Below are 22,506 nucleotides of genomic sequence, written 5' to 3'. Positions count from 1 at the left end.
TTTCTTTTCTGTCAGGCGTTTTTCTCAAGCCAGCTATCGAAAGGCTCTGTATCACCCGCTTCGATATCCCGCTGGCGCTGCCATGAAGCATCATGCTCCTTCTGCAACGCATCCGCCGTTAAAATTTCCAGTGGTTCCTGAACCAGCTGCTGACGATACTGCTCCGCCAGCGCCAGACCCGTACCGCCAATCCCGTTATCAATCATAGATCGCAAAATACGAGCTGAATACGTTAACTCCGGATCGTCGAAGCTGGCAACCAGTTGGTCGCATACCTGCTGATATTCGTTGTTCCCGGCAATACCGTCCAGCGTTTCCGCCACGCGACGCAGGTCGGCGAACAAGTCTTTACCCACTTTAGAAAGCGGATGCTGCGCGGTTTCACAGCCGATGCCGAGCGTCAGGCCCGGTTTGCGGCCTTCGAGGATAACGCGATTCCAGTTGGTGCGGGTACACAGCAGCTCGTCGCTGCTCATTTCCGGCGCATCCGCCAGCACGCACCAAATCATAAACAGGTCGAGGAAACGAACCTGCTGCTCGTCAACGCCGATTGGCGAGAACGGGTTAATGTCCAGAGAACGCACTTCAATGTATTCGATACCGCCGCGTAGCAGCGCATCGGACGGTGATTCTCCATCCCGAGTGACGCGTTTCGGACGAATCGGGGCATAGAGTTCGTTTTCAATTTGCAGCACGTTGGTATTCAGCTGCAAATGCTTACCGTCTTTCATCAAACCAATCTTAGCGTACTCTTCGGACGGGGTTTTGATAGCCCGCTTCAGCGCTTCCACATAAGTATCGAGATTGTTGAAAGTAATGCCCAGGTTACTTTGCGACTTGTTGGTATAGCCGAGGTCGCTCAGGCGCAGTGAGGTAGCATAAGGCAGGTAGTACATACCGCATTCGGTTTTTTCAAACGGCAGCGAGCTTTCTTTCCCCTGCAGGAAAGAAGAGCAAATAGCCGGAGAGGCGCCGAAAAGGTACGGAATAACCCAGCCAAAACGATAGTAGTTGCGGATCAGGCGGAAATAACCAGCGGAGATCGCTTCTTTACCACTTTCGATATCTTTTACGCCGCACTTCGCCTGCCAGAACGCCAGCGGCAGTGAGAAGTTGTAATGCACGCCGGAGATAGTCTGCATCAGCGCGCCATAGCGGTTTTTTAAACCTTCGCGGTACAGCGTTTTAAAACGCCCTACGTTAGAAGAGCCGTACTGCGCCAGCTCGATGTTTTGGCCGTCGTCGATGTAGCACGGCATGCTGAGCGGCCACATGCGCTCCTCGCCCAGCTCACGCGCCGTATGGCGGTGAACATCGCGCAGGAAGGTAAGCATATGGTCGATATCGCCATCAACCGGGGTAATAAATTCCAGGAGGGCTTCTGCGAAATCCGTGGTAATCCATTTATGAGCAAGCGCTGAACCAAGGCTTTCCGGGTGCCCGGTGGTTGCCAGGTCTCCCTGAGGTGTCACGCGAAGCGTTTCACGTTCAAGACCACGGCAAATGCCTTTTACTGCTTCAGGATGCTTTTCCAGCCAGGCCAAAGCCTGTGATACGTCCGGGATCAAATTGACCTCCCGCCTGTCGAATTTATTTTAATAAGCATAATTGTTTTCGCCGGTGATGAAGACTCATCCCACGCAATTAGTGCCACCACGCCATGCCTTGTACCGTTGCAGCCGCGACAACGATATAGCGTAGCGCTTTGCCAAGGCATAAAAAAAAGATAACCGGCCCCCAGCTCAGGCGTAACCACCCTGCCAGCAGGCACAAGAGATCGCCGATTAGCGGCATCCAGCTTAGCAACAGCGTCGCCGGGCCAAATCGGGTCAACCAGTCGGTCGCTTTACCCTGCCAGCGCGATTGTATACGCTGCGGGAAAAAGCGCCCCAGAATAACGTTAGTCATACCGCCAAGGCTATTACCGATTGTTGCTATTATCACAAGAACCGATGCCGGGCCGCTACCGGCAACCAGCAGAGCCACCAAAACTGCTTCGGAACTGCCGGGCAGCAAAGTGGCGCTCAGGAAGCTGCTGGTGAACAGCGAGAGGAGCGATAAAGCGTCGCTCACAGTAAGCGAACATCCACCGCATCCATGCCGGCGCTGCGAGCGGCCTGAAGGCCAAAATCAGCGTCTTCGAACACCACGCATTTCTCTGGCGCTACACCCATCAGTTCAGCACAGCGTAAGAAGGTATCCGGAGCGGGTTTGTGATGCTGCACATTGTCGGCTGCAACCACCGCGGCAAAATACTTGCGCAGGCCAAGATGATTGAGCAGCGCTTCAGCAATATCGCTTTCGCTGCCGGTGCCTACGGACATAGGACGGCGGCCATGCCACTCTTTTACCACTTCAATCAGCGGCAGTGGCTGTACGGTGTCGAGCAGTATTGCTCGTACCGCTACGGTTTTTTCGGCAGCGAGGCGATGGGGATCGAGGCTGGCATTGTGGCTTTCGATAATTGCCGCGGCAATTTTCCAGCTAGGTGCGCCGTTGAGTGCCACCATAGCCTGCTCGTCAAAGCTCATACCGTAGCGCCCGAGCGTTTCTTTCCAGGCTTTGCGGTGCGTTGGCTCCGTGTCGAGAATCGTGCCGTCCATATCGAAGATTAAACCGTCGTAGCGATCGTACATCTCACCCTCACCTCACATAATGTCGAGGCGTTACTTTAGCGTAAACGGCTGAAATTGTCGCTTCTTGTGGTCTGAGGAGCTATGCGAAGAGTTAAGGTATGTATTTGTGTTATGGATAAAAGGAGTGTTAAAGCTTGAAGGAGTTTGGGGAGAAGATGGTGCATCCAGGAGGATTACTCGCCGAAGGCTCGCCCTGAAGGGCCGCTGCTGAAGCAACGTTATCCTCCCTGGTGCTGGCTGAGAAATTAACTTTCTCTGTCACACCGTCATCGCTGATGACGCGGAGGAATATGGTGCATCCGGGAGGATTCGAACCTCCGACCGCTCGGTTCGTAGCCGAGTACTCTATCCAGCTGAGCTACGGATGCATCGGGGATATTGCTTTACTGCTGACTCAGCGTCACTCATCATGCCGCAACACTGATTAAGATGGTGCATCCGGGAGGATTCGAACCTCCGACCGCTCGGTTCGTAGCCGAGTACTCTATCCAGCTGAGCTACGGATGCATCGGGATTACTGCTGTACTACTGATTCAGTGTCACTCATCATGCCGCAACACTGATTAAGATGGTGCATCCGGGAGGATTCGAACCTCCGACCGCTCGGTTCGTAGCCGAGTACTCTATCCAGCTGAGCTACGGATGCATCGGGATTACTGCTGTACTGCTGATTCAGTGTCACTCATCATGCCGCAACACTGATGAAGATGGTGCATCCGGGAGGATTACTCGCCGAAGGCTCGCCCTTAAGGCGCCGTTGCTGAGCAACGTTATCCACCCTGGTGCTGGCTGAGAAATTAACTTTCTCTGTCACATCGTCATTGCTGGTGACGCGGGGGAAATGGTGCATCCGGGAGGATTCGAACCTCCGACCGCTCGGTTCGTAGCCGAGTACTCTATCCAGCTGAGCTACGGATGCAAAATGGCGGTGAGGCGGGGATTCGAACCCCGGATGCAGCTTTTGACCGCATACTCCCTTAGCAGGGGAGCGCCTTCAGCCTCTCGGCCACCTCACCACACACGCCTCTTGCGAGTGCTTCAAGTTACTCGTTAGAGCTTCTCGTCGCTGCGTGGCGCACATATTACTTTCTGGGACTTATAAGTCAAACAATTTTTCCCGACTCGCTATCGATTGCACAAATCACATTCGATTCGCGTAATTTGGAGACAAAAAGAGTGTTTTATCAACAGGCAAACGGCAGTAAACACACAGAATCATCGTGCGGTTCGAGGCTATAAAGGGGGTCATTGGCGTTCGGAAGGAAAAGCGGGAGAAAAGCAGCGCCTCGCTGTGGTTAAGCGAGACGCGATGTCTTTAGAAATTCGTTTGTTGGGATTTTTCAGCCTGGATACGCTGGTAGATCTCTTCGCGGTGCACAGAGACTTCTTTAGGGGCGTTAACACCAATACGGACCTGGTTGCCTTTGACCCCAAGTACAGTCACGGTCACCTCATCCCCAATCATAAGGGTCTCACCAACTCGACGAGTCAGAATTAACATTCTTTGCTCCTTGAAAGATTAAAAGAGTCGGGTCTCTCTGTATCCCGGCATTATCCATCATATAACGCGAAAACGTAAGCGATGACAAATACATAAAATGTACGCCGTCACAGCATTACACTCTGTTATATCTAAGTTTAGCCGATCAACTCAACTTCAACCTGACTTTATCATTATTGATAGTGTGTAAATGTGAGTACGCCATAACCGATATCGGTTATGGCGCCATGACACTTTTAGTTATTTTCAGAGTTTTGCCGTCACCCAGGCTTCAACGCCGGCCAGCGCGCCCGGCAGAGCCGCCGCGTCTGTGCCACCGGCCTGAGCCATGTCGGGACGACCTCCCCCTTTGCCGCCAACCTGCTGCGCAACCATCCCCACAAGCTCCCCGGCCTTAACGCGGTCGGTAACATCTTTGGAGACACCAGCAATCAGAGACACTTTCCCTTCTGCCACAGTAGCCAGAACAATCACGGCTGAGCCGAGCTGGTTTTTCAGGTCATCGACCATGGTACGCAACATCTTAGGTTCAACGTTGCTCAGCTCGCTTACCAGTAATTTAACGCCTTTTACTTCAACCGCTTTGCTGGAGAGGTTTGCACTCTCCTGCGAAGCCTGCTGTTCTTTCAGCTGTTGCAGCTCTTTCTCCAGCTGGCGGGTGCGCTCCAGGACCGAACGCACTTTCTCGTTCAGGTTTTGGCTGTCGCCCTTCAACAGTTGAGCAATATCATGCAGCTGGTCGCTCTGCGCATGGAGATTAGCCAGTGCGCCTTCGCCGGTTACCGCTTCAATACGGCGAACGCCTGCCGCAGTGCCAGACTCGGCAACGATGCGGAACAGGCCGATATCACCGGTACGAGAAGCATGGGTGCCGCCGCACAGTTCGGTAGAGAAATCGCCCATGCTCAACACACGAACATGGTCGTCATATTTCTCGCCAAACAGCGCCATAGCGCCTTTTGCTTTCGCCGCTTCGAGATCCATTACGTTGGTTTCGATAGGCAGGTTACGGCGAATCTGTGCGTTGACGATATCTTCAACGGCGCGAATTTCAGCGGGCTTCATTCCCTCAAAGTGAGAGAAGTCGAAGCGCAGGCCTTTGTCGTTAACCAGTGAGCCTTTCTGAGCAACGTGAGTGCCCAGAACTTCACGCAGCGCGGCGTGCAGCAGGTGCGTTGCGGAGTGATTCAGGCGGATACGAGCACGGCGGGCTTCGTCAACTTTAGCCTCTACGCTGTCGCCCACTTTCAGCACGCCGGAAACCAGCTTGCCGAGGTGACCAATCGCCTGGCCGTATTTTTGGGTATCGTCAACCGCGAAGTCGACGCCGGAACCTTTTACAGTGCCTTTATCGCCAACCTGCCCGCCGGACTCGCCGTAGAACGGCGTTTCGTTCAGTACAACAACGGCTTCCTGACCGGCGGTGATTTGCTCAACGGATTTACCGTCAACGAACAGCGCGGTGACTTTGGCGTTAAGATCGAGGCTATCGTAGCCTTTAAATTCAGAAGCAGAGTCTACGCGGATCATGCTGTTGTAGTCCGCGCCAAAGCCGCTGGACTCGCGCGCACGGCGGCGCTGCTCTTCCATAGCGACTTCAAAACCAGCTTCGTCAACTTTGATATTGCGCTCGCGGCAAACGTCAGCGGTTAAGTCCACCGGGAAACCATAGGTGTCGTACAGGCGGAAGGCAGTTTCGCCGTCCAGCGTGTCACCCTTCAGTTTTGCCAGTTCGTCATCCAGCAGCGCAAGACCGCGCTCCAGGGTACGGGCGAACTGCTCTTCTTCGGTTTTCAGAACCTGCTCAACCAGCGCCTGCTGTTTTGCCAGCTCTTCCCCCGCAGAACCCATGACCTGAACCAGAGGGCCAACCAGCTTATAGAAGAAGGTGTCTTTCGCGCCCAGCATGTTGCCATGGCGAATTGCGCGACGAATGATACGGCGCAGTACGTAGCCACGGTTTTCGTTAGACGGCGTAACGCCGTCGGCAATCAGAAACGCGCAGGAGCGGATGTGGTCGGCGATAACGCGCAGAGACTTGTTCGACAAATCGGTCGCACCGGTCACTTTCGCTACGGACTCGATAAGCGTTTTGAACAGGTCAATATCGTAGTTGGAGTTAACGTGCTGCAACACGGCGGCAATACGCTCCAGCCCCATCCCGGTATCTACGGATGGTTTTGGCAGCGGCAGCATAGTGCCGTCAACCTGACGGTTGAACTGCATGAATACGATGTTCCAGATCTCAATATAGCGGTCGCCGTCTTCTTCAGGACTTCCCGGAGGGCCGCCCCAGATGTGATCGCCATGGTCGAAGAAAATCTCGGTACACGGACCACAAGGGCCGGTGTCACCCATCTGCCAGAAGTTGTCTGATGCGTACGCTGCACCTTTATTATCGCCAATGCGAATAATGCGCTCGCGCGGGACGCCAACTTCTTTTTCCCAGATTTCATAGGCTTCGTCATCGGTTTCGTAGACGGTCACCCACAGGCGATCTTTCGGCAGATTAAACCAGTTTTCCCCGGTCAGTAATTCCCAGGCAAAATTAATCGCATCGTGTTTGAAGTAGTCGCCGAAGCTGAAGTTGCCCAGCATTTCGAAGAAAGTATGGTGACGCGCGGTGTAACCGACGTTTTCCAGATCGTTATGCTTACCACCGGCGCGAACACAACGCTGAGACGTAGTGGCGCGGGAATAATTACGCTTGTCGAGACCCAGGAAAACATCCTTGAACTGGTTCATCCCGGCGTTGGTAAACAGCAAAGTCGGATCGTTATTCGGAACCAGGGAGCTGCTCGCTACAACCTGGTGGCCTTTACTTTGGAAAAAATCGAGAAACGCCTGACGGATCTCAGCGGTGCTCTTGCTCATAATTATCCTGAAATCAAGCTAACGAAGAGTTGTAAAGCTGCCATGACAGCCGTAATGCAGGCCGTTCAGTGCAGCTTACCTGGAAAAAAGTGGGAATAAGATAAGTTTTCTGGCGAGGGAAGTAAAATCCAGTGTTGCCCTAATCAGCAAAATTTCGCCAGATCTCCTGAATGTCTTCCATAAAGAAGCCACGATAGAGCAGAAAACGCTGTACTTTAGCTCTGGCCTGCCACTCCGTTGGCAGCGGAGTGCCAAACTTACGTTCGGCTATATCGCGCGCCAGCGGCAGCCAGTCAATTTCACACGCCATCATCGCCGCTTCGCCCGTTGCTCTGTCGATCCCCTTTTGCTTCAGCTCCTGGCGGATACGCTGTGGTCCGTAACCTTTACGGCCACGGCTGGCAATAAACCGTGACGCAAACTGCGCATCGTCCAGCCAGCGGTGCTCATAGCACCAGGCAATGACCTTCTCGATATCTTCCTGCGAAACTTCAGGCTCGTCCTCACGGGCGAATTTTGCCGCAAAAGCCGAAGGCGTGGTGAGCTTGCGGCGCAGTTCATGCTCGCTATGATCGCGCATGGCAAGTATGCGGGTGGCCTTATCGAGAAGGCGGGCGAAAGGGCTGCGGCGAGGAGAGGAAGTATTATCAGGCATAGGGCAACATGGCAGAGATTAGCGTCAGAAAGCATAAAGGGCTGCGGTAGCAGCCCTTTGTGTTATTTAGAAGTCTTCGTTGGTTTCGACCGCGTTTGCGTCATGGTCATCCACCGTGAAGTCCGGCGTTCCGTCCTGATTATTCAGCAACGTTTCGCGCAGTTTCTTCTCAATTTCTTCCGCCATCGGCTTGTTCTCTTTCAGGAAGTTGCTGGCATTTGCCTTACCCTGACCGATTTTTTCGCCGTTATAGCTGTACCATGCACCTGCTTTTTCAATCAGCTTGTGCTTCACGCCAAGGTCAACCAGCTCGCCGTAGAAGTTAATGCCTTCGCCGTAGAGGATCTGGAATTCAGCCTGTTTAAACGGTGCGGCGATTTTGTTTTTCACCACTTTAACGCGGGTTTCGCTGCCGATGACATTATCGCCATCTTTCACCGCGCCGATGCGACGGATATCAAGACGCACAGAGGCGTAGAATTTCAGCGCGTTACCGCCGGTCGTGGTTTCCGGGTTACCGAACATCACGCCAATTTTCATACGAATCTGGTTGATGAAGATAAGCAGCGTATTGGACTGCTTCAGGTTACCCGCCAGCTTACGCATTGCCTGGCTCATCATACGTGCCGCGAGGCCCATGTGAGAGTCACCGATTTCACCTTCGATTTCCGCTTTTGGCGTCAATGCTGCAACGGAGTCAACGATAATAACGTCAACCGCACCGGAGCGAGCCAGCGCGTCACAGATTTCCAGAGCCTGTTCGCCGGTATCCGGCTGGGAGCAGAGCAGGTTGTCGATATCAACGCCCAGCTTTTTGGCATACACCGGGTCCAGAGCGTGCTCTGCGTCGATAAACGCACAGGTTTTCCCGCTGCGCTGTGCGGCGGCAATAACCTGCAGAGTCAGGGTCGTTTTACCTGAGGATTCCGGCCCGTAGATTTCTACGATACGGCCCATTGGCAGGCCGCCCGCGCCCAGAGCAATGTCCAGAGAAAGGGAGCCGGTAGAGATCGTTTCTACGTCCATAGAACGGTCTTCACCCAGACGCATGATGGAGCCTTTACCAAATTGTTTTTCAATTTGGCCAAGTGCTGCCGCTAACGCCTTCTGTTTGTTTTCGTCGATAGCCATTTCTACTCCTGTCATGCAGAGTGATGCGATAAGTCGCAACGCCGCGTTCTCAATTCTGTTTTGTTGAGGCAATTATACTGTATGGTCATACAGTATCAAGTTTATTTTTTAGAAAATCGTCCCACAGGATCTGCAAGGCGAATTCCGTTGCCTGCCGACGCACCGCTTCGCGGTCGCCGTCAAAGCGCTGCACCTTCGCTATGGTTGCTCCCTGCCTGCTGGCAAAGCCAAACCACACGGTGCCCACCGGTTTTTCTTCACTGCCGCCGTCCGGCCCGGCAATACCGCTGACGGAAACGGCATAATCAGCCTGCGCTGCCGCGAGCACGCCCTGCGCCATCTCGCGAACCACTCCTTCGCTGACGGCTCCATAAGCTTCCAGCGTCTGGGGGCTTACGCCTATCAGCTGCTGTTTAGCTTCATTGCTATAGGTGACAAAACCGCGTTCAAACCAGGCCGAACTGCCCGGTACGTCAGTAATCACTTTAGCTATCCAACCGCCGGTACAGGATTCTGCGGTGGTGAGCGTAGCGCCAAGCTGCCCGAGAGCTTTCCCTACCTGTTTACTTAGCTCAAACAATGCGCTGTCTGTCATGCTGGCTCCGATTGTAGACACATCATCAGACAACACGATAGCACTTTACGGGCGTTGCGGGGGATTACATCAGGATACGCGAGAGGGATTCCATAAATGAAACGGCCAGCGGGTGCTGGCCGAAAAACGCGGTTACTTCATGCTGTTGGCAAGCGTGTCAACGTTGTGCTTAAACGCCTTTTCGTAGCTGCTTGCCGGGCCATTCGGGCCGGAAAGCGCCTCCGGGTAAAGCTCGCCGCCGGGTTTAGCCCCCGTGGCGCTGGCAATTTGTTTGACCAGTCGCGGGTCGGTCTGATTTTCAATGAAGTAGGTAGAAATATGTTCTTCTTTCAGTTGTTTAATCAAAGAAGCGACGTCACTGGCGCTCGCCTGAGCCTCGGTTGAGAAGCCAACAGGCGCAAGGAAGCTGACGCCATAAGCCTGCCCGAAGTAACCAAATGCATCATGGCTGGTCAGCACTTTACGGTGAGACTGTGGAATACCGGCAAAGCGTTTTTTCGCCCAGCTATCCAGCTCTTTGAGACGCCCGGCATAACTGTCGCCGCTTTTGCGCAAAGCAGCAGCATCTTCCGGGTCAGCGGCAATCAATGCAGCCGCGATGTTTTCAGCGTAAACCGCGCCGTTTGCCGCGCTGTTCCAGGCGTGCGGATCGGTAATTGATTTACCGTCCTCTTCCATGCTGCGGGTATTGATTCCCTCAGAAGCAACGATAACTTTGCCTTTATAGCCGGATGCCGTCACCAGGCGGTCCATCCACCCTTCCATTCCCAGCCCGCTAACGATAACGACATCGGCGTTCCGCAGCGCCACGCTGTCTTTTGGCGAAGGCTCGAAGCTGTGCGGGTCGCCGTCCGGCCCTACCAAACTGGTGACTTTTACATGCTCACCGCCAACCTGTTTTGCCATATCCGCCAGCACGGTGAAACTTGCCACCACATTCAGCGTTTTTGCCGCAGCCATCTGGCTGGAAAGCGCCATAGCCAGCGCGATACCAATCCCTAAACGTTTCATTTAACCCCCTTTATGATTGCCAATTTCCTACGCAGCAGGCTCCCTGCAAGCACGCTGCGCGGTCCGAAAAGTATTGAGATAAAGAATGCGACGCTGGCGGTAAGCACGATCGCCGGGCCTGCCGGCAGCGAGGCATAGAATGACCACACCAGCCCCAGCCAGGCGCAGAGCAAACCGCACACCACAGCCAGACCAATCGATCCCGGCAGCGTCTTCGCCCAGCAGCGCGCCGCGATGGCGGGCAGCATCATCAGGCCGACGGACATTAAAGTGCCGAGGATCTGGAATCCCGCCACCAGATTGAGCACCAATAACGCAAGAAAAGTGCCGTGGATAAGCGAAGGCAGCCGCCGGTTATTGACCTGCAAAAAGCTGCGGTCGAACGACTCAAGCACCAGCCCACGATAAAGAAACGCGAGCGCGACCAGCGTAACGCTGGCTATCAGGCCGACAAACTTCGTCGCTTCGCCGTCCACCGCCAGTATCGAGCCAAACAGCAGATGCAGCAGGTCGACGCTGGAGCCGCGTAGCGAGATAAGCGTGACGCCAAGCGCCAGCGAGCCAAGATAAAAGCCCGCGAAGCTGGCATCTTCTTTAAGCGGCGTGCGCGAGCTGACCCAGCCGGAAAGCAATGCAACCAGCACCCCGGCAACAAAGCCGCCGACGCCCATCGCCACTAAAGACATGCCCGCAACCAGGTAGCCTACCGCGACGCCGGGCAAAATGGCGTGTGAGAGCGCATCGCCCACCAGGCTCATACGGCGCAACAGCAAGAATATGCCCAGCGGAACGGTGCTAAGAGAGAGCGACAGGCAGGCAACCAGCGCGCGTCGCATAAAGCCATAGGCGACGAACGGTTCAATAAAAATGTGATAAATCATGCGGTCTGCACCAGGCGCGGGCGAATGGAAGCGTACTGAGCCAGCGCCTCAGCGGCGTTGCCCCATTGATAACCGTCTGCGGTAAGCAGCAGTACGTCAGGGAAATGGCGGCGCACCAGCTCATTGTCGTGCAGCACGCAGATAAGCGTTTGCCCGTCGTGATGCATCTGGCACATCAGCTGCATCAGGAATTCGCTGGTCTGCGCATCCACGCCGGTAAAGGGTTCATCCAGCAGGATCAGAGGGGCATCCTGCATCAACAGGCGAGCGAACAGCATGCGCTGAAACTGACCGCCGGAAAGCACTTCAATAGGGCGCTGATAAAGTTCGCTTAACCCAACGCGCTCAATAGCCTCCATCACGCGTTCTCGATGCCTGCGGTTCAGCCCGGAAAAGAGGCCACGGCCGGGCCAGCTGCCCATACACACCACATCGTAAACCGTGGCGGGAAACTGCCTGTCCATTTCCCCCAGTTGAGGTAACCAGGCGATACGCGGCCGAAAGCCGTCCTGAAACTTAACGCTACCGGAGACGGGCGGCAGCAGTCCGGCCAGCGTTTTCAGCAGCGTGGACTTGCCGCAGCCGTTGGCGCCGATCACCGCGGTCATGCTGCCGCGCTGAAAAGTGCCGTTAACAGAGGAGACCACCACGTTGCCATGGTAGCCCAGCTCAAGGTCTTTCAATTCGATCATGGCAGGATAATCGCCCAGTGAATGGCGCCCCACAGGCCGAGGATCAGCAGCGCCACCAGCGCTAAGCGCACTACTGCGGAGAGACTCAGTAATGAAGAGGGAGCAACAGCAGACATACCGACACCGAAAATGATTTGTTATAACATAACATAAATCAGTGCGAGCAGGATGTAAATTACCGATGAGGATTCGGGGTAAACAAAGCTTCAACCGGAAGAAAGAAAACGCGAAGGGAAGAGATAAAAAGGCCCGCCTGCGAAGAGACGGGCCGGAGTGATTATTTGACTCGAGCCAGCGCCACGGACTGCCCCAGTTGCCAAACTGCCATAGCGTAATGAGTGCTGTGGTTATAGCGGGTAATCGCGTAGAAGTTTGGCAGGCCGTACCAATACTGGTAGCGATCGCCCATATCCAGACGCAGCAGGCTAACCTCCTGATGATTCCCCAGCGAGCCTTGCGGGCTTAAGCCGGACTGCGCAAGCGCAGAGACGGAATATTTGGTGTTGAAGCCGTTTGCCAGCCCCGGCACCTGCCCGTTAGCCGGAACGGCGACCATATCGCCCTTTTCCCAGCCGTGCGCTTTGAAGTAGTTAGCCACGCTGCCGATGGCGTCTTCAGGATCCCACAGGTTAACGTGCCCGTCGCCATTGAAGTCCACCGCATACTCTTTAAACGAGGAAGGCATAAACTGGCCGTAGCCCATTGCCCCGGCGAAGGAGCCTTTAAGCGCCAGCGGATCGTCGCCTTCGTTACGCGCCATCAGCAGGAAGGTTTCCAGCTCACCGGCAAAATACTGGGCGCGACGCGGGTAGGCAAAGGCCAACGTGGCAAGAGCATCAACAATGCGGGTTTTGCCCATTACGCGGCCCCAGCGGGTCTCAACGCCGATAATACCAACGATGATTTCCGGAGGCACGCCGTAAACTTGATAAGCGCGGTTCAGCGCGGACTCGTACTGGTTCCAGAACTTCACGCCGTTTTGCACGTTATCCGGGGTGATAAATTTAGCCCGATAGCGCAGCCAGGCACCATTTGGGCCAGCCGGAGGCGCGGTGGTCGGCGCCTGCTGATCCATCAGACGCAGCACATAGTCCAGCCGCTTAGCCTGGGACAGCACCTCGTGCAGCTGACGTCTGTCGAACCCGTGCTTATTCACCATTTTCTCGATGAATTTCTCCGCTTCCGGGTTGTTGGCAAAGTCGCCGGTTTGCATAAACACGTCATGCTGCGGCTGCAACAGGAAACCGCCTGACGGAGTGCCGCTAGTTTGCTGCTGCGCGCTCTCTTTTGGTTTGCTGCTACAGGCCGAAAGTAGAACCAGGATCGGAAGAAGTGCTGCGGCTGAATAACGCATCTGATGGGCTGTCCCTGTGAATGTTCGCGAAAGTTTCGCAATAATGGTAATCCATAATTGCCCATCTGAGTAAGTCTCTATTCACCCTTCCGCCGTTAAAACAGCACCGGGAGGCCAAGCGCGCGCTTCACTTCATCTGCCGTTTGCTGGGTAACCGCCCGCGCCTTTTCGCTCCCGGCTTTAAGGATTTCGCTCAGGTAGGCTTTATCTTCGATAAAACGGAGCCGTTTTTCACGGATGGGAGCCAGCAGAGCTTGCAGACAAATTTCTAGCTCATTTTTACACTGTCGGTCGCCCAGGCCGCCGCGCTGGTAGTGCTCCTTCATGGCCGCCACTTTCTCTTTGTCTTCGTGGAAAGCATCCAGATAAGTGAATACCACGTTGCCGTCAATTTTGCCGGGATCGCTGACCCGAAGGTGTTCCGGGTCGGTGAACATCGCGCTTACGGCCTGGTGGATCTGCTCCTCGCTGGCGGAAAGCGTTAGCGTATTACCCAACGACTTCGACATTTTGGCATTGCCGTCAACGCCCGGCAGGCGGCTTACCTGGCCGAGCAGTGCTTTACAGCTGTGCAGAATAGGTTCGCCAGCGAGGCTATTCATCTTGTGCACAATTTCATTGGTCTGTTCAATCATCGGTAGCTGATCGTCACCAACCGGCACCAGGCCCGCTTTGAATGCGGTGATATCCGCCGCCTGGCTTATCGGGTATACCAGAAAACCGGCGGGCAGAGAGCGGGCGAATCCCTTTTGAGCAATTTCGCTTTTTACCGTCGGGTTGCGCTCCACGCGGGCCACGGTAACGATGTTCATATACAGCATGGTGAGTTCGGCAAGCGCGGGTAAGGAAGATTGCAGGCAGATAGTCGTTTTTGCAGGATCGATGCCTACAGCCAGATAATCCGCCATCACTTCAAAAATATTCCCGGCAACTTTTTCCGGCCTGCTGCCGTTATCGGTTAGCCCCTGAAGGTCAGCCACCAGGATGTATTGCTGGTGTTCATGCTGAAGCTGAACGCGCTGGCGCAGCGAGCCGACGTAATGCCCTAAGTGCAGCTGGCCTGTTGGGCGGTCGCCGGTAAGAATGGTTTGCTGTGCTGAGTTTGAAAAGGTCATGGATGCCTCCTGAGGCTGATAAATCTTGCCGGAGGGCGAACCTGTAAAACGAAATAGCCGCCTTCCGGCGGCTATTAGAAAGATGTAAACGAAATCTTGCCGCCTCTAAAGAGACAGCCACCAACGCTTAATGCTAATCATCAGGGGGGTGTATTTTTCGTTCATTGCTCTACCCTATCACATCTCACCGCGATTTCCGTAGCGGGATTTAAAAGTTTATAATTTACCCATCGTTCGCAAGATCCCCTCGCGACGTACAGATAAAAGGGAAATTTGGGAATTTATGGTTGTTATGAATGATCCTTCGCCGGGCGTACTGTCGGTCTTTGATTTTGACGGCACTTTGACCCATAGCGACAGCTTCGTCCCGTTCCTGCGGTTTGCCTTTGGCCGTAAAACCTTTGCGCGCAAGATGATGCGTATGGTGCTGCCGACGCTGAAGTGCCTGCGCCGGAAGCTCACCCGGGATGAATTAAAAGAGGTGCTAATCAGTACCTTTTTAACCGGCGTAAATGAGCAGTGGGTCAAAGATAAAGCCGAAGCTTTCTGCGCGAAAAACTTTGAAAGAATGATGCGCCCGCGCGGGCTAATGGCGGTAGCCTCCGAGCTGCGTTCCGGCGCGGAAGTGACGCTGTGCTCTGCTTCCCCGGCTATTGTTTTGCGCCCTTTCTCAGACCGGCTTGGCGTTAAGCTTATCGGTACTCAGCTTGAAGTGGTTGACGGCGTCTTAACTGGCCGAATTAACGGCCATAACTGCCGCTGCGACCAAAAAATTCAGCGTCTTGAGCAGGTCTACGGCCCGCTGAATCAGCTTCATCTGCGGGCCTGGGGTGATTCACGCGGCGACTATGAATTACTTACCGCGGCAAGAGATTACCACTGGAGGCATTTCCACCGCTCCTGGTCCCGCCGCAGCTCGCCTATCGAGAGATTACGCCTGGACCGCCATAGCTAGGTGATAATCCGGGATGCCTTCGCCCGAAGGCATCCTTAGTGGGATTAATGTTTACTGCCGCTGGACTCCACTTTTGCGGGGAACATCACGCTCAGCACAATTCCAACCGCCAGCACGCCCAGCACTACATACAGGCTTGCGGCGGCAGAAATGCTGTAACCGTGGTGCCAGATATGGTCGCTGGCGTTAAGGCCTAGTTTGGCCGCAATAAAGAACAGCAGCACTATTACCGCCTTTTCCAGATGCACCAGATACTGTTTTAGCGCTTCGAGTACGAAGTAGAGAGTACGAAGACCGAGGATGGCAAACATCATCGCACTATAGACAATCAGCGGCTCGCGGCTGACGGCAATAATCGCCGGCACGGAGTCAAAGGCAAACATCACGTCCGACAGCTCAACTACCGCCACGCACAGCATCAGCGGCGTTGCGTACAGAGCCGCTTTCTTCACCCGTCCAACGGTTATCGCGTGGTTTTCCGGCTTCTCAAGCTCCCGATCCACTTCCTTCTGGTTCAGCAGAAATGCGCGCCCGGCAAGCTTTGGCCAGATAGGGAAAAAGCGTTTTACCATGCGATAGGCCAGATGCTGAGAATAGTCTTCAACTTCTTCATCGTCGCCATCCCCTTTCAGCATCATGACCGCCGTCCATGCCACCACCAGGGCAAACACAATTTCGACATAAGGACCGAGCGCCAGCAGGCCGGTGCCAATCGCGACAAAAATGCCCCTGAAGACAATCGCGCCAATCACGCCCCAATAAAGTACGCGATGCCGGTAGCGGTCCGGGATGCCGAACCAGGCAAAAATCGCCATCATCACGAACAGGTTATCCACCGACAGCACCTTCTCAAGCGCGTAGCCGGTAATAAACAGGCTGGCCACTTCTGCCCCGTGATGAACATAAAGAAATGCGGCAAATAGCATGGCTATCGCCACCCAGAATACCGACCACGATGCGGCGCTTTTCAGCGAAATCGGTTTATCTTTGCGATGCATGAAGAGGTCAATGAAAATGGCACCGACCGACAGCGCAAGAAATACCGCCACCGTTTCGGTCGGGAACCCAATATGTGTAGAAGCCATGTTTTATCCTTCAGGAATGACTGGAGCGGCCCCAGCACATCTGAGAACCGCTCCGCTCCATTCAGGATAAGTCCTTCGGGAAAAAATGGTATATTTTTTCTGGCATTGGCGAATAAAGCAGCGCCTGGCTCACCTGTTTATTTCTGATAACTAATCACCAGATGGCTGTTGTCGTCTTTATCGTTCAGCGCACAGCCGGTAGCCTTGTCGGCCGCGTTAAACGAAATCACCGGGCCGGGACGCATATCTTTTGGGCCCTGTTCGCGGCTGTGGTGGAAGTGCCCGCCGCCGCCCCAGACCAGCGTTTTGCGGGCGCCAATCGCGCGTTCTTCTTTTTCCGCAGCGGCATTCCACGCAATATTCAGCGCCAGCCGCTTGTTCATATATTTGATGGCTTCCATCGGCGTTTTAGGTGCCGCACCGGGGATATGGCGATCGATACCGGCTACGGCAATCCCAGCCTTATGCGCCTCATAAAGCGCACCAGCGACTTTATCCACCCAGGCTTCTCCATGTTTCGACCAGGCATTCATGATGAAGTTTTTAATCGCCTCTTTGCCACCGGCGAGCGCCTCGCGGAACAGCGCATTTTCGCTGTATTTCACAAACTCAACGGCAAGCAAATCCACCCCGGCCTTTTTCAACTCGGGGATAGCCTGCCCGACAAAATCGGGAATGAAGTGCTGGCCGTGTACGTCACCAAGATAGGCAAGTTTATTATCACGAAACAGGTTTGCCAGCGCCTGAACGGGGTCGCTCTTCGGCGGCTTGATGACGATATCGGGATGGATTCTTGCGCTCCCGCTTACCGCTACGGGCTGAACGCGGTTTGCCTGACCCACTGCAGAAAACATCTCCACTATTACGATGTTTTCTGATTAGTGGAGAGCCAAAAATTCAGTTCCTGCGGGAGCGGCAAAAAATATGTTTCTAAACGCAACGCCGTTGGCTGCATGAACCGATGCTGTCGCCTGCTGTTTTCCTGCCCCGGATAGTCCGTTATCATGGGCTATCTGCGGAGCCATTACCCGCTGCGGTTACCCGGTATTAGTGAGAGATAATGAGAACCAGAACCGTCACTAACAACTTAAAATTCAACGAAATGGATATCATCACCCGATGAGCACAAGCGAAACCTTCGACGCCCACACTCCTATGATGCAGCAGTACCTGCGTCTCAAATCCGAGCATCGTGACATTCTGCTGTTCTACCGCATGGGTGACTTTTACGAGCTGTTTTATGACGACGCCAAACGTGCGTCGCAGCTGCTGGATATCTCCCTGACCAAGCGCGGCGCATCGGCCGGAGAACCTATCCCGATGGCGGGCGTTCCGCATCATGCCGTCGAAAACTATCTGGCAAAATTGGTGAACCTCGGCGAATCGGTAGCTATTTGCGAGCAAGTTGGCGACCCGGCGACCAGCAAAGGTCCGGTCGAACGTAAAGTGGTGCGTATTGTCACCCCCGGCACCATCAGCGATGAAGCCCTGCTTCAGGAACGCCAGGATAACCTGCTGGCGGCCATCTGGCAGGACAGCAAAGGCTTCGGCTATGCCACGCTGGACATCAGCTCCGGCCGCTTCCGCCTGACCGAGCCGGAAGACCGCGAAACCATGGCCGCTGAATTACAGCGCACCAATCCTGCGGAACTGCTTTATGCGGAAGATTTTGCCGAGATGAGCCTGATTGAGGGCCGCCGCGGCCTGCGTCGTCGTCCGCTCTGGGAGTTCGAAATTGAAACCGCGCGCCAGCAGATGAACCTGCAATTCGGCACCCGCGACCTGACCGGTTTCGGCGTCGAAAACGCCCATCATGCGCTTTGCGCCGCCGGCTGCCTGCTGCAATACGTTAAAGATACTCAGCGCACTTCCCTGCCGCACATTCGCTCCGTCACCATGGACAGGCAGCAGGACAGCATCATTATGGATGCCGCCACGCGCCGCAATCTGGAGATAACCCAGAACCTGTCCGGAGGCATCGAAAATACGCTGGCGTCGGTGCTGGACTGTACCGTAACGCCGATGGGCAGCCGGATGCTAAAACGCTGGCTGCATATGCCGGTGCGCAACGTTGACGTACTGACCAAGCGCCAGCAAACCATTGCCGCCCTCCAGGAGCGTACCGCCGAGGTTCAGCCGACGCTGCGCCAGGTGGGCGATCTGGAACGTATTCTGGCTCGTCTCGCCCTGCGCACCGCGCGCCCGCGTGACCTGGCTCGTATGCGCTACGCTTTCCAGCAGCTTCCGTCTCTGAGAGAAATGCTCGCCGACGTCGACACCGATTATGTGCAGACGCTGCGCGAGCAAATGGGTGAGTTCACCGAACTACGCGAGCTGCTTGAGCGAGCGGTTATCGAGGCTCCGCCTGTTCTGGTGCGTGACGGCGGCGTTATCGCGCCCGGCTACAATGAAGAGCTGGACGAGTGGCGAGCTTTAGCCGACGGCGCGACGGACTACCTCGACCGCCTGGAGATCCGCGAACGCGAGCGTCTGGGTCTCGATACTTTGAAAGTCGGCTTTAACGCCGTCCACGGCTACTACATTCAGGTCAGCCGCGGCCAAAGCCACCTGGTGCCGATCAACTACGTTCGCCGCCAGACGTTGAAAAACGCCGAGCGCTATATCATCCCCGAGCTGAAAGAGTATGAAGACAAAGTTCTGACCTCTAAAGGCAAGGCGCTGGCGCTGGAGAAGCAGCTTTACGACCAGCTGTTCGATTTGCTGCTGCCGCACCTGGAAGCCCTGCAAAAAAGCGCAACCGCGCTGGCGGAGCTGGACGTGCTGGTGAACCTTTCCGAGCGCGCTTACACCCTGAACTACACCTGCCCGACGCTGTCCGACAAGCCGGGCATCAAACTGGTTGGCGGCCGCCATCCGGTGGTGGAACAGGTGCTTAGCGAACCCTTTATCGCCAACCCGCTGAGCCTTTCGCCGCAGCGCAGAATGCTGATTATCACCGGCCCGAATATGGGCGGTAAAAGCACCTATATGCGCCAGACAGCCCTGATAGCCCTGCTGGCATACATCGGCAGCTTTGTTCCGGCGCAGCAGGCGGAAATCGGCCCGATTGACCGCATCTTCACCCGTGTGGGCGCGGCGGATGACCTGGCTTCCGGCCGCTCCACCTTTATGGTCGAGATGACCGAAACTGCCAATATTCTGCATAACGCCACCGAGCACAGCCTGGTGCTGATGGACGAGATTGGCCGCGGGACATCGACCTATGACGGCCTGTCGCTGGCCTGGGCCTGCGCCGAAAGCCTGGCGAACCGCATCAAAGCGCTGACGTTGTTTGCCACGCACTACTTCGAGCTGACCACTCTGCCGGAGAAAATGGAAGGCGTGGCGAACGTGCATCTTGATGCCGTTGAGCATGGCGATACTATTGCCTTTATGCACAGCGTGCAGGACGGTGCGGCAAGCAAAAGCTACGGCCTTGCCGTTGCCGCGCTGGCCGGTGTACCGAAGGATGTTATTAAGCGTGCGCGCCAGAAGCTGCGTGAACTGGAAAGTATTTCAGGTAATGCCGCAGCAAGCCAGGTAGACGGCACCCAGATGTCGCTGCTGACGGTACCGGAGGAGACATCTCCTGCGGTGGAGGCTCTGGAAAATCTGGACCCGGACTCGCTTTCTCCGCGCCAGGCGCTGGAGTGGATTTATCGGCTGAAAAATCTGGTGTAGATATTTTTCCCCTCAGTCCAAAAACGAGAGGGGAAAAGTGCAGGCATAAAAAAAGCGGTGATTTTCATCACCGCTTTTTATTTGAACTGTCGATTATTCGCGGAACAGCGCTTCGAGGTTCAGCCCCTGAGTCTGCAGGATCTCACGCAGACGGCGCAGGCCTTCAACCTGAATCTGACGAACACGTTCACGAGTCAGGCCAATTTCACGACCCACATCTTCCAGTGTTGCAGCTTCATAACCCAGCAGACCGAAACGACGAGCCAGCACTTCACGCTGCTTAGCGTTCAGTTCAAACAGCCACTTCACGATGCTCTGTTTCATATCATCGTCTTGCGTGGTGTCTTCCGGACCGTTGTCTTTCTCATCCGCCAGAATATCCAGCAGCGCTTTCTCAGAGTCACCGCCCAGAGGGGTGTCTACCGAGGTAATACGCTCGTTGAGGCGCAGCATACGGCTAACGTCATCAACCGGTTTATCCAGCTGCTCGGCAATCTCTTCTGCACTTGGCTCATGATCGAGCTTGTGTGAGAGTTCGCGAGCAGTACGCAGATAAACGTTCAGCTCTTTCACAATGTGAATCGGCAGGCGGATCGTACGGGTTTGGTTCATGATTGCCCGTTCGATGGTCTGACGAATCCACCATGTCGCATAAGTTGAGAAACGGAATCCACGTTCCGGATCGAACTTCTCAACCGCACGGATAAGCCCCAGATTGCCCTCTTCAATCAGGTCCAGCAAGGCCAGACCACGATTGCTGTAACGACGAGCAATTTTCACCACCAGACGCAGGTTGCTTTCAATCATGCGGCGGCGGGAGGCAACATCACCGCGCAGTGCGCGGCGTGCAAAATAAACTTCTTCTTCGGCTGTTAATAATGGAGAGTAACCGATCTCTCCAAGATAAAGCTGAGTCGCATCAAGTACACGCTGGGTAGCGCCCTGTGACAACAGCTCCTCTTCGGCAATGTCGTTATCACTGGGTTCCTCTTCTACAAGGGCTTTTTCGTCAAAAGCCTCAACTCCGTTCTCATCATATTCCGCGTCTTCGTTTAACTCGTTAACTTTCAGCGTATTCTGACTCATAAGGTGGCTCCTACCCGTGATCCCTGGGCAATACACTCCGTAGAGTATGTTGCCGGTTTATCGCTGCGGTAAATAACGCAGCGGGTTTACGGATTTCCCCTTGTAACGAATTTCAAAATGCAAACGTGTAGAACTGGTTCCGGTGCTACCCATGGTAGCTATTTTTTGCCCCGCCTTAACTTCTTCTTGTTCCCGGACCAGCATTGTATCGTTATGGGCGTAGGCACTCAGGTAATCATCGTTATGTTTTATGATGATTAGATTACCGTAACCGCGCAGCGCGTTACCGGCATACACCACGCGCCCTGAAGCGGTCGCAATGATAGCCTGTCCTTTACTGCCCGCTATATCGATGCCCTTGTTGCCTCCTTCGGTGGCAGCAAAGTTTTCGATAATTTTGCCCTCTGTCGGCCAGCGCCAGGTAGAGATAGGCGAGCTGTTAGAGGTACTGCTAGCGGTGGGTTCGGTAGAGCTAACCACGGGTGCCGTTACCGGTGCTGTGACAACTGTCGCAGCTGGCTTATTGCCTGGTAACATTTTGGTATCACTCTGTTCACCTGAATCTTCAGAATACGTAATTGTTGGTTTAGAAGCAACCACCGTGGTTGAGTTTTGTGCAGCTGGCGTCGTCACGCCCTGGGCGCGCGCATCGGCCGCGGTGACCGCATTACCGCCGGTAATTGGCGTGCCGGAAGCATTGCCAACTTGCAGGGTTTGCCCAACTTCCAGTCCGTACGGTGCCGCTACGTTGTTGCGCTGCGCCAGATCGCGGAAGTCGTTGCCCGTAATCCACGCAATATAGAACAGCGTATCGCCGCGCTTAACGGTATAGGTGCTGCCGCCGGCATAGCTGCCTTTCGGAATGTTCCCATACTGACGATTGTACACAATGCGGCCATTTTCCGTGTGCACAGGCTCAGAAACGACGGCCTGCCGCTGGGGCTGATGAACGGGCTGGATTTGCGGCGTCTGCTGTATTTGCGGAGCCTGCTGGATCTGAGGGGCCTGAACCGGAGCCGACATTGTTGGTGGCTTAGTCACCAGCAGGCTGCCGCTCGAAGAGCCGGATGCATTGCCGTTGCCGCCGACGGAACTGATCGGTGCCTGGGTGTTATTATTGCCTGAACAGCCAGCCAGCCAAAGACCGGCGAACGTTAGCATCGCCGCCCGGCGTAAAGTGAAAGTTGGGCTTCCCGCGCTCATTTATCCCCCAAATGATAACAACCAGATATTCATGAAAACACTATAGAAAGC

General features: G+C 54.8%; 19 protein-coding genes and 5 tRNA genes. 2 read left to right on the top strand and 22 right to left on the bottom strand.

Translation table 11 applies throughout. From position 1 onward, the window contains the following. Positions 1-11 precede the first annotated feature (11 nt). The 18 genes from gshA to trpS all read right to left on the bottom strand — a co-directional run bounded on the left by gshA (position 12) and on the right by trpS (position 14,445). Entirely contained in the window at positions 12-1,568 is a 1,557-nt protein-coding gene (gene gshA / locus ACG1VR_RS04125) for a glutamate--cysteine ligase (protein ID WP_395490269.1), read from the bottom strand. Positions 1,569-1,644: 76 nt separating this feature from the next. After that, positions 1,645-2,073 (bottom strand): YqaA family protein, encoded by a 429-nt coding sequence (locus ACG1VR_RS04120; RefSeq protein WP_016537969.1) that lies wholly within the window; start codon positions 2,071-2,073, stop codon positions 1,645-1,647. Beyond that, on the bottom strand, positions 2,070-2,636 hold the full coding sequence (gene yqaB / locus ACG1VR_RS04115) for a fructose-1-phosphate/6-phosphogluconate phosphatase (protein WP_395490268.1): 567 nt from the start codon (positions 2,634-2,636) through the stop codon (positions 2,070-2,072). Before yqaB ends, ACG1VR_RS04120 begins: the two co-directional genes overlap by 4 nt. 291 nt (positions 2,637-2,927) lie before the next feature. Continuing rightward, positions 2,928-3,004, bottom strand: a tRNA-Arg gene (locus tag ACG1VR_RS04110). Positions 3,005-3,066: 62 nt separating this feature from the next. Beyond that, positions 3,067-3,143 (bottom strand) — tRNA-Arg (locus ACG1VR_RS04105). A gap of 62 nt (positions 3,144-3,205) precedes the next feature. After that, a tRNA-Arg gene (locus tag ACG1VR_RS04100) sits at positions 3,206-3,282 on the bottom strand. A 196-nt stretch (positions 3,283-3,478) separates the two neighbouring features. Then, positions 3,479-3,555, bottom strand: a tRNA-Arg gene (locus ACG1VR_RS04095). A gap of 4 nt (positions 3,556-3,559) precedes the next feature. Then, a tRNA-Ser gene (locus ACG1VR_RS04090) sits at positions 3,560-3,652 on the bottom strand. Between the two features lie 299 nt (positions 3,653-3,951). Then, a complete protein-coding gene (gene csrA / locus ACG1VR_RS04085) occupies positions 3,952-4,137 on the bottom strand; it encodes a carbon storage regulator CsrA (protein ID WP_008458257.1) in 186 nt (61 codons plus the stop codon). 246 nt (positions 4,138-4,383) lie between these two features. Next, complete coding sequence (gene alaS, locus ACG1VR_RS04080; RefSeq protein ID WP_265439256.1) at positions 4,384-7,011, bottom strand: alanine--tRNA ligase; 2,628 nt, start codon at positions 7,009-7,011, stop codon at positions 4,384-4,386. A 139-nt stretch (positions 7,012-7,150) separates the two neighbouring features. Next, positions 7,151-7,666: a regulatory protein RecX gene (locus ACG1VR_RS04075; protein WP_395490267.1), complete on the bottom strand. Its 516-nt coding sequence runs from the start codon at positions 7,664-7,666 to the stop codon at positions 7,151-7,153. A 66-nt stretch (positions 7,667-7,732) separates the two neighbouring features. Beyond that, the gene (gene recA, locus ACG1VR_RS04070; RefSeq protein WP_039898731.1) at positions 7,733-8,797 is read right to left on the bottom strand and encodes a recombinase RecA; all 1,065 of its coding nucleotides are present in this window, start codon (positions 8,795-8,797) and stop codon (positions 7,733-7,735) included. Positions 8,798-8,882: 85 nt separating this feature from the next. Then, positions 8,883-9,392, bottom strand: a complete 510-nt coding sequence (pncC, locus tag ACG1VR_RS04065) for a nicotinamide-nucleotide amidase (RefSeq protein ID WP_016537975.1) — start codon at positions 9,390-9,392, stop codon at positions 8,883-8,885. A 132-nt stretch (positions 9,393-9,524) separates the two neighbouring features. Then, on the bottom strand, positions 9,525-10,403 hold the full coding sequence (locus ACG1VR_RS04060) for a metal ABC transporter substrate-binding protein (RefSeq protein WP_016537976.1): 879 nt from the start codon (positions 10,401-10,403) through the stop codon (positions 9,525-9,527). Next, complete coding sequence (locus ACG1VR_RS04055) at positions 10,400-11,284, bottom strand: metal ABC transporter permease (RefSeq protein ID WP_016537977.1); 885 nt, start codon at positions 11,282-11,284, stop codon at positions 10,400-10,402. Before ACG1VR_RS04055 ends, ACG1VR_RS04060 begins: the two co-directional genes overlap by 4 nt. After that, on the bottom strand, positions 11,281-11,976 hold the full coding sequence (locus tag ACG1VR_RS04050) for a metal ABC transporter ATP-binding protein (RefSeq protein WP_395490266.1): 696 nt from the start codon (positions 11,974-11,976) through the stop codon (positions 11,281-11,283). The genes ACG1VR_RS04055 and ACG1VR_RS04050 overlap by 4 nt, the downstream gene beginning before the upstream one ends. Before the next feature lie 277 nt (positions 11,977-12,253). After that, positions 12,254-13,330: a lytic murein transglycosylase B gene (gene mltB / locus ACG1VR_RS04045; RefSeq protein ID WP_172569098.1), complete on the bottom strand. Its 1,077-nt coding sequence runs from the start codon at positions 13,328-13,330 to the stop codon at positions 12,254-12,256. Positions 13,331-13,425: 95 nt separating this feature from the next. Beyond that, positions 13,426-14,445 carry a tryptophan--tRNA ligase gene (gene trpS, locus ACG1VR_RS04040; protein ID WP_395490265.1) on the bottom strand — a complete coding sequence of 340 codons (1,020 nt, stop codon included), beginning with the start codon at positions 14,443-14,445 and terminating at the stop codon, positions 13,426-13,428. 283 nt (positions 14,446-14,728) lie between these two features. Here trpS and ACG1VR_RS04035 point away from each other — a divergent pair, with 283 nt between their 5' ends. After that, positions 14,729-15,400 (top strand): HAD family hydrolase, encoded by a 672-nt coding sequence (locus tag ACG1VR_RS04035; protein ID WP_016537982.1) that lies wholly within the window; start codon positions 14,729-14,731, stop codon positions 15,398-15,400. Positions 15,401-15,444: 44 nt separating this feature from the next. Here ACG1VR_RS04035 and ACG1VR_RS04030 read toward each other — a convergent pair whose 3' ends face one another. Both ACG1VR_RS04030 and ACG1VR_RS04025 read right to left on the bottom strand, forming a co-directional pair. Further along, positions 15,445-16,485, bottom strand: a complete 1,041-nt coding sequence (locus tag ACG1VR_RS04030; protein WP_016537983.1) for a TerC/Alx family metal homeostasis membrane protein — start codon at positions 16,483-16,485, stop codon at positions 15,445-15,447. 137 nt (positions 16,486-16,622) lie between these two features. Continuing rightward, positions 16,623-17,339: a Type III secretion system effector HopBA1 gene (locus tag ACG1VR_RS04025; protein ID WP_395490264.1), complete on the bottom strand. Its 717-nt coding sequence runs from the start codon at positions 17,337-17,339 to the stop codon at positions 16,623-16,625. Positions 17,340-17,604: 265 nt separating this feature from the next. On the opposite strand from ACG1VR_RS04025, the gene mutS reads away from it, so the two are divergent. Then, positions 17,605-20,166, top strand: a complete 2,562-nt coding sequence (gene mutS, locus ACG1VR_RS04020; RefSeq protein WP_395490263.1) for a DNA mismatch repair protein MutS — start codon at positions 17,605-17,607, stop codon at positions 20,164-20,166. Positions 20,167-20,259: 93 nt separating this feature from the next. Here mutS and rpoS read toward each other — a convergent pair whose 3' ends face one another. After that, complete coding sequence (rpoS, locus tag ACG1VR_RS04015) at positions 20,260-21,252, bottom strand: RNA polymerase sigma factor RpoS (RefSeq protein ID WP_172569095.1); 993 nt, start codon at positions 21,250-21,252, stop codon at positions 20,260-20,262. 57 nt (positions 21,253-21,309) lie between these two features. Next, a complete protein-coding gene (gene nlpD, locus ACG1VR_RS04010; RefSeq protein ID WP_172569094.1) occupies positions 21,310-22,455 on the bottom strand; it encodes a murein hydrolase activator NlpD in 1,146 nt (381 codons plus the stop codon). Positions 22,456-22,506 lie beyond the last annotated feature (51 nt).

Origin of the sequence: Cedecea davisae, assembly GCF_044095835.1 — a bacterium.
GTDB classification, from domain to species: Bacteria; Pseudomonadota; Gammaproteobacteria; order Enterobacterales; family Enterobacteriaceae; genus Cedecea; species Cedecea davisae.
This window is presented reverse-complemented; position numbering and strand designations above follow the sequence as displayed.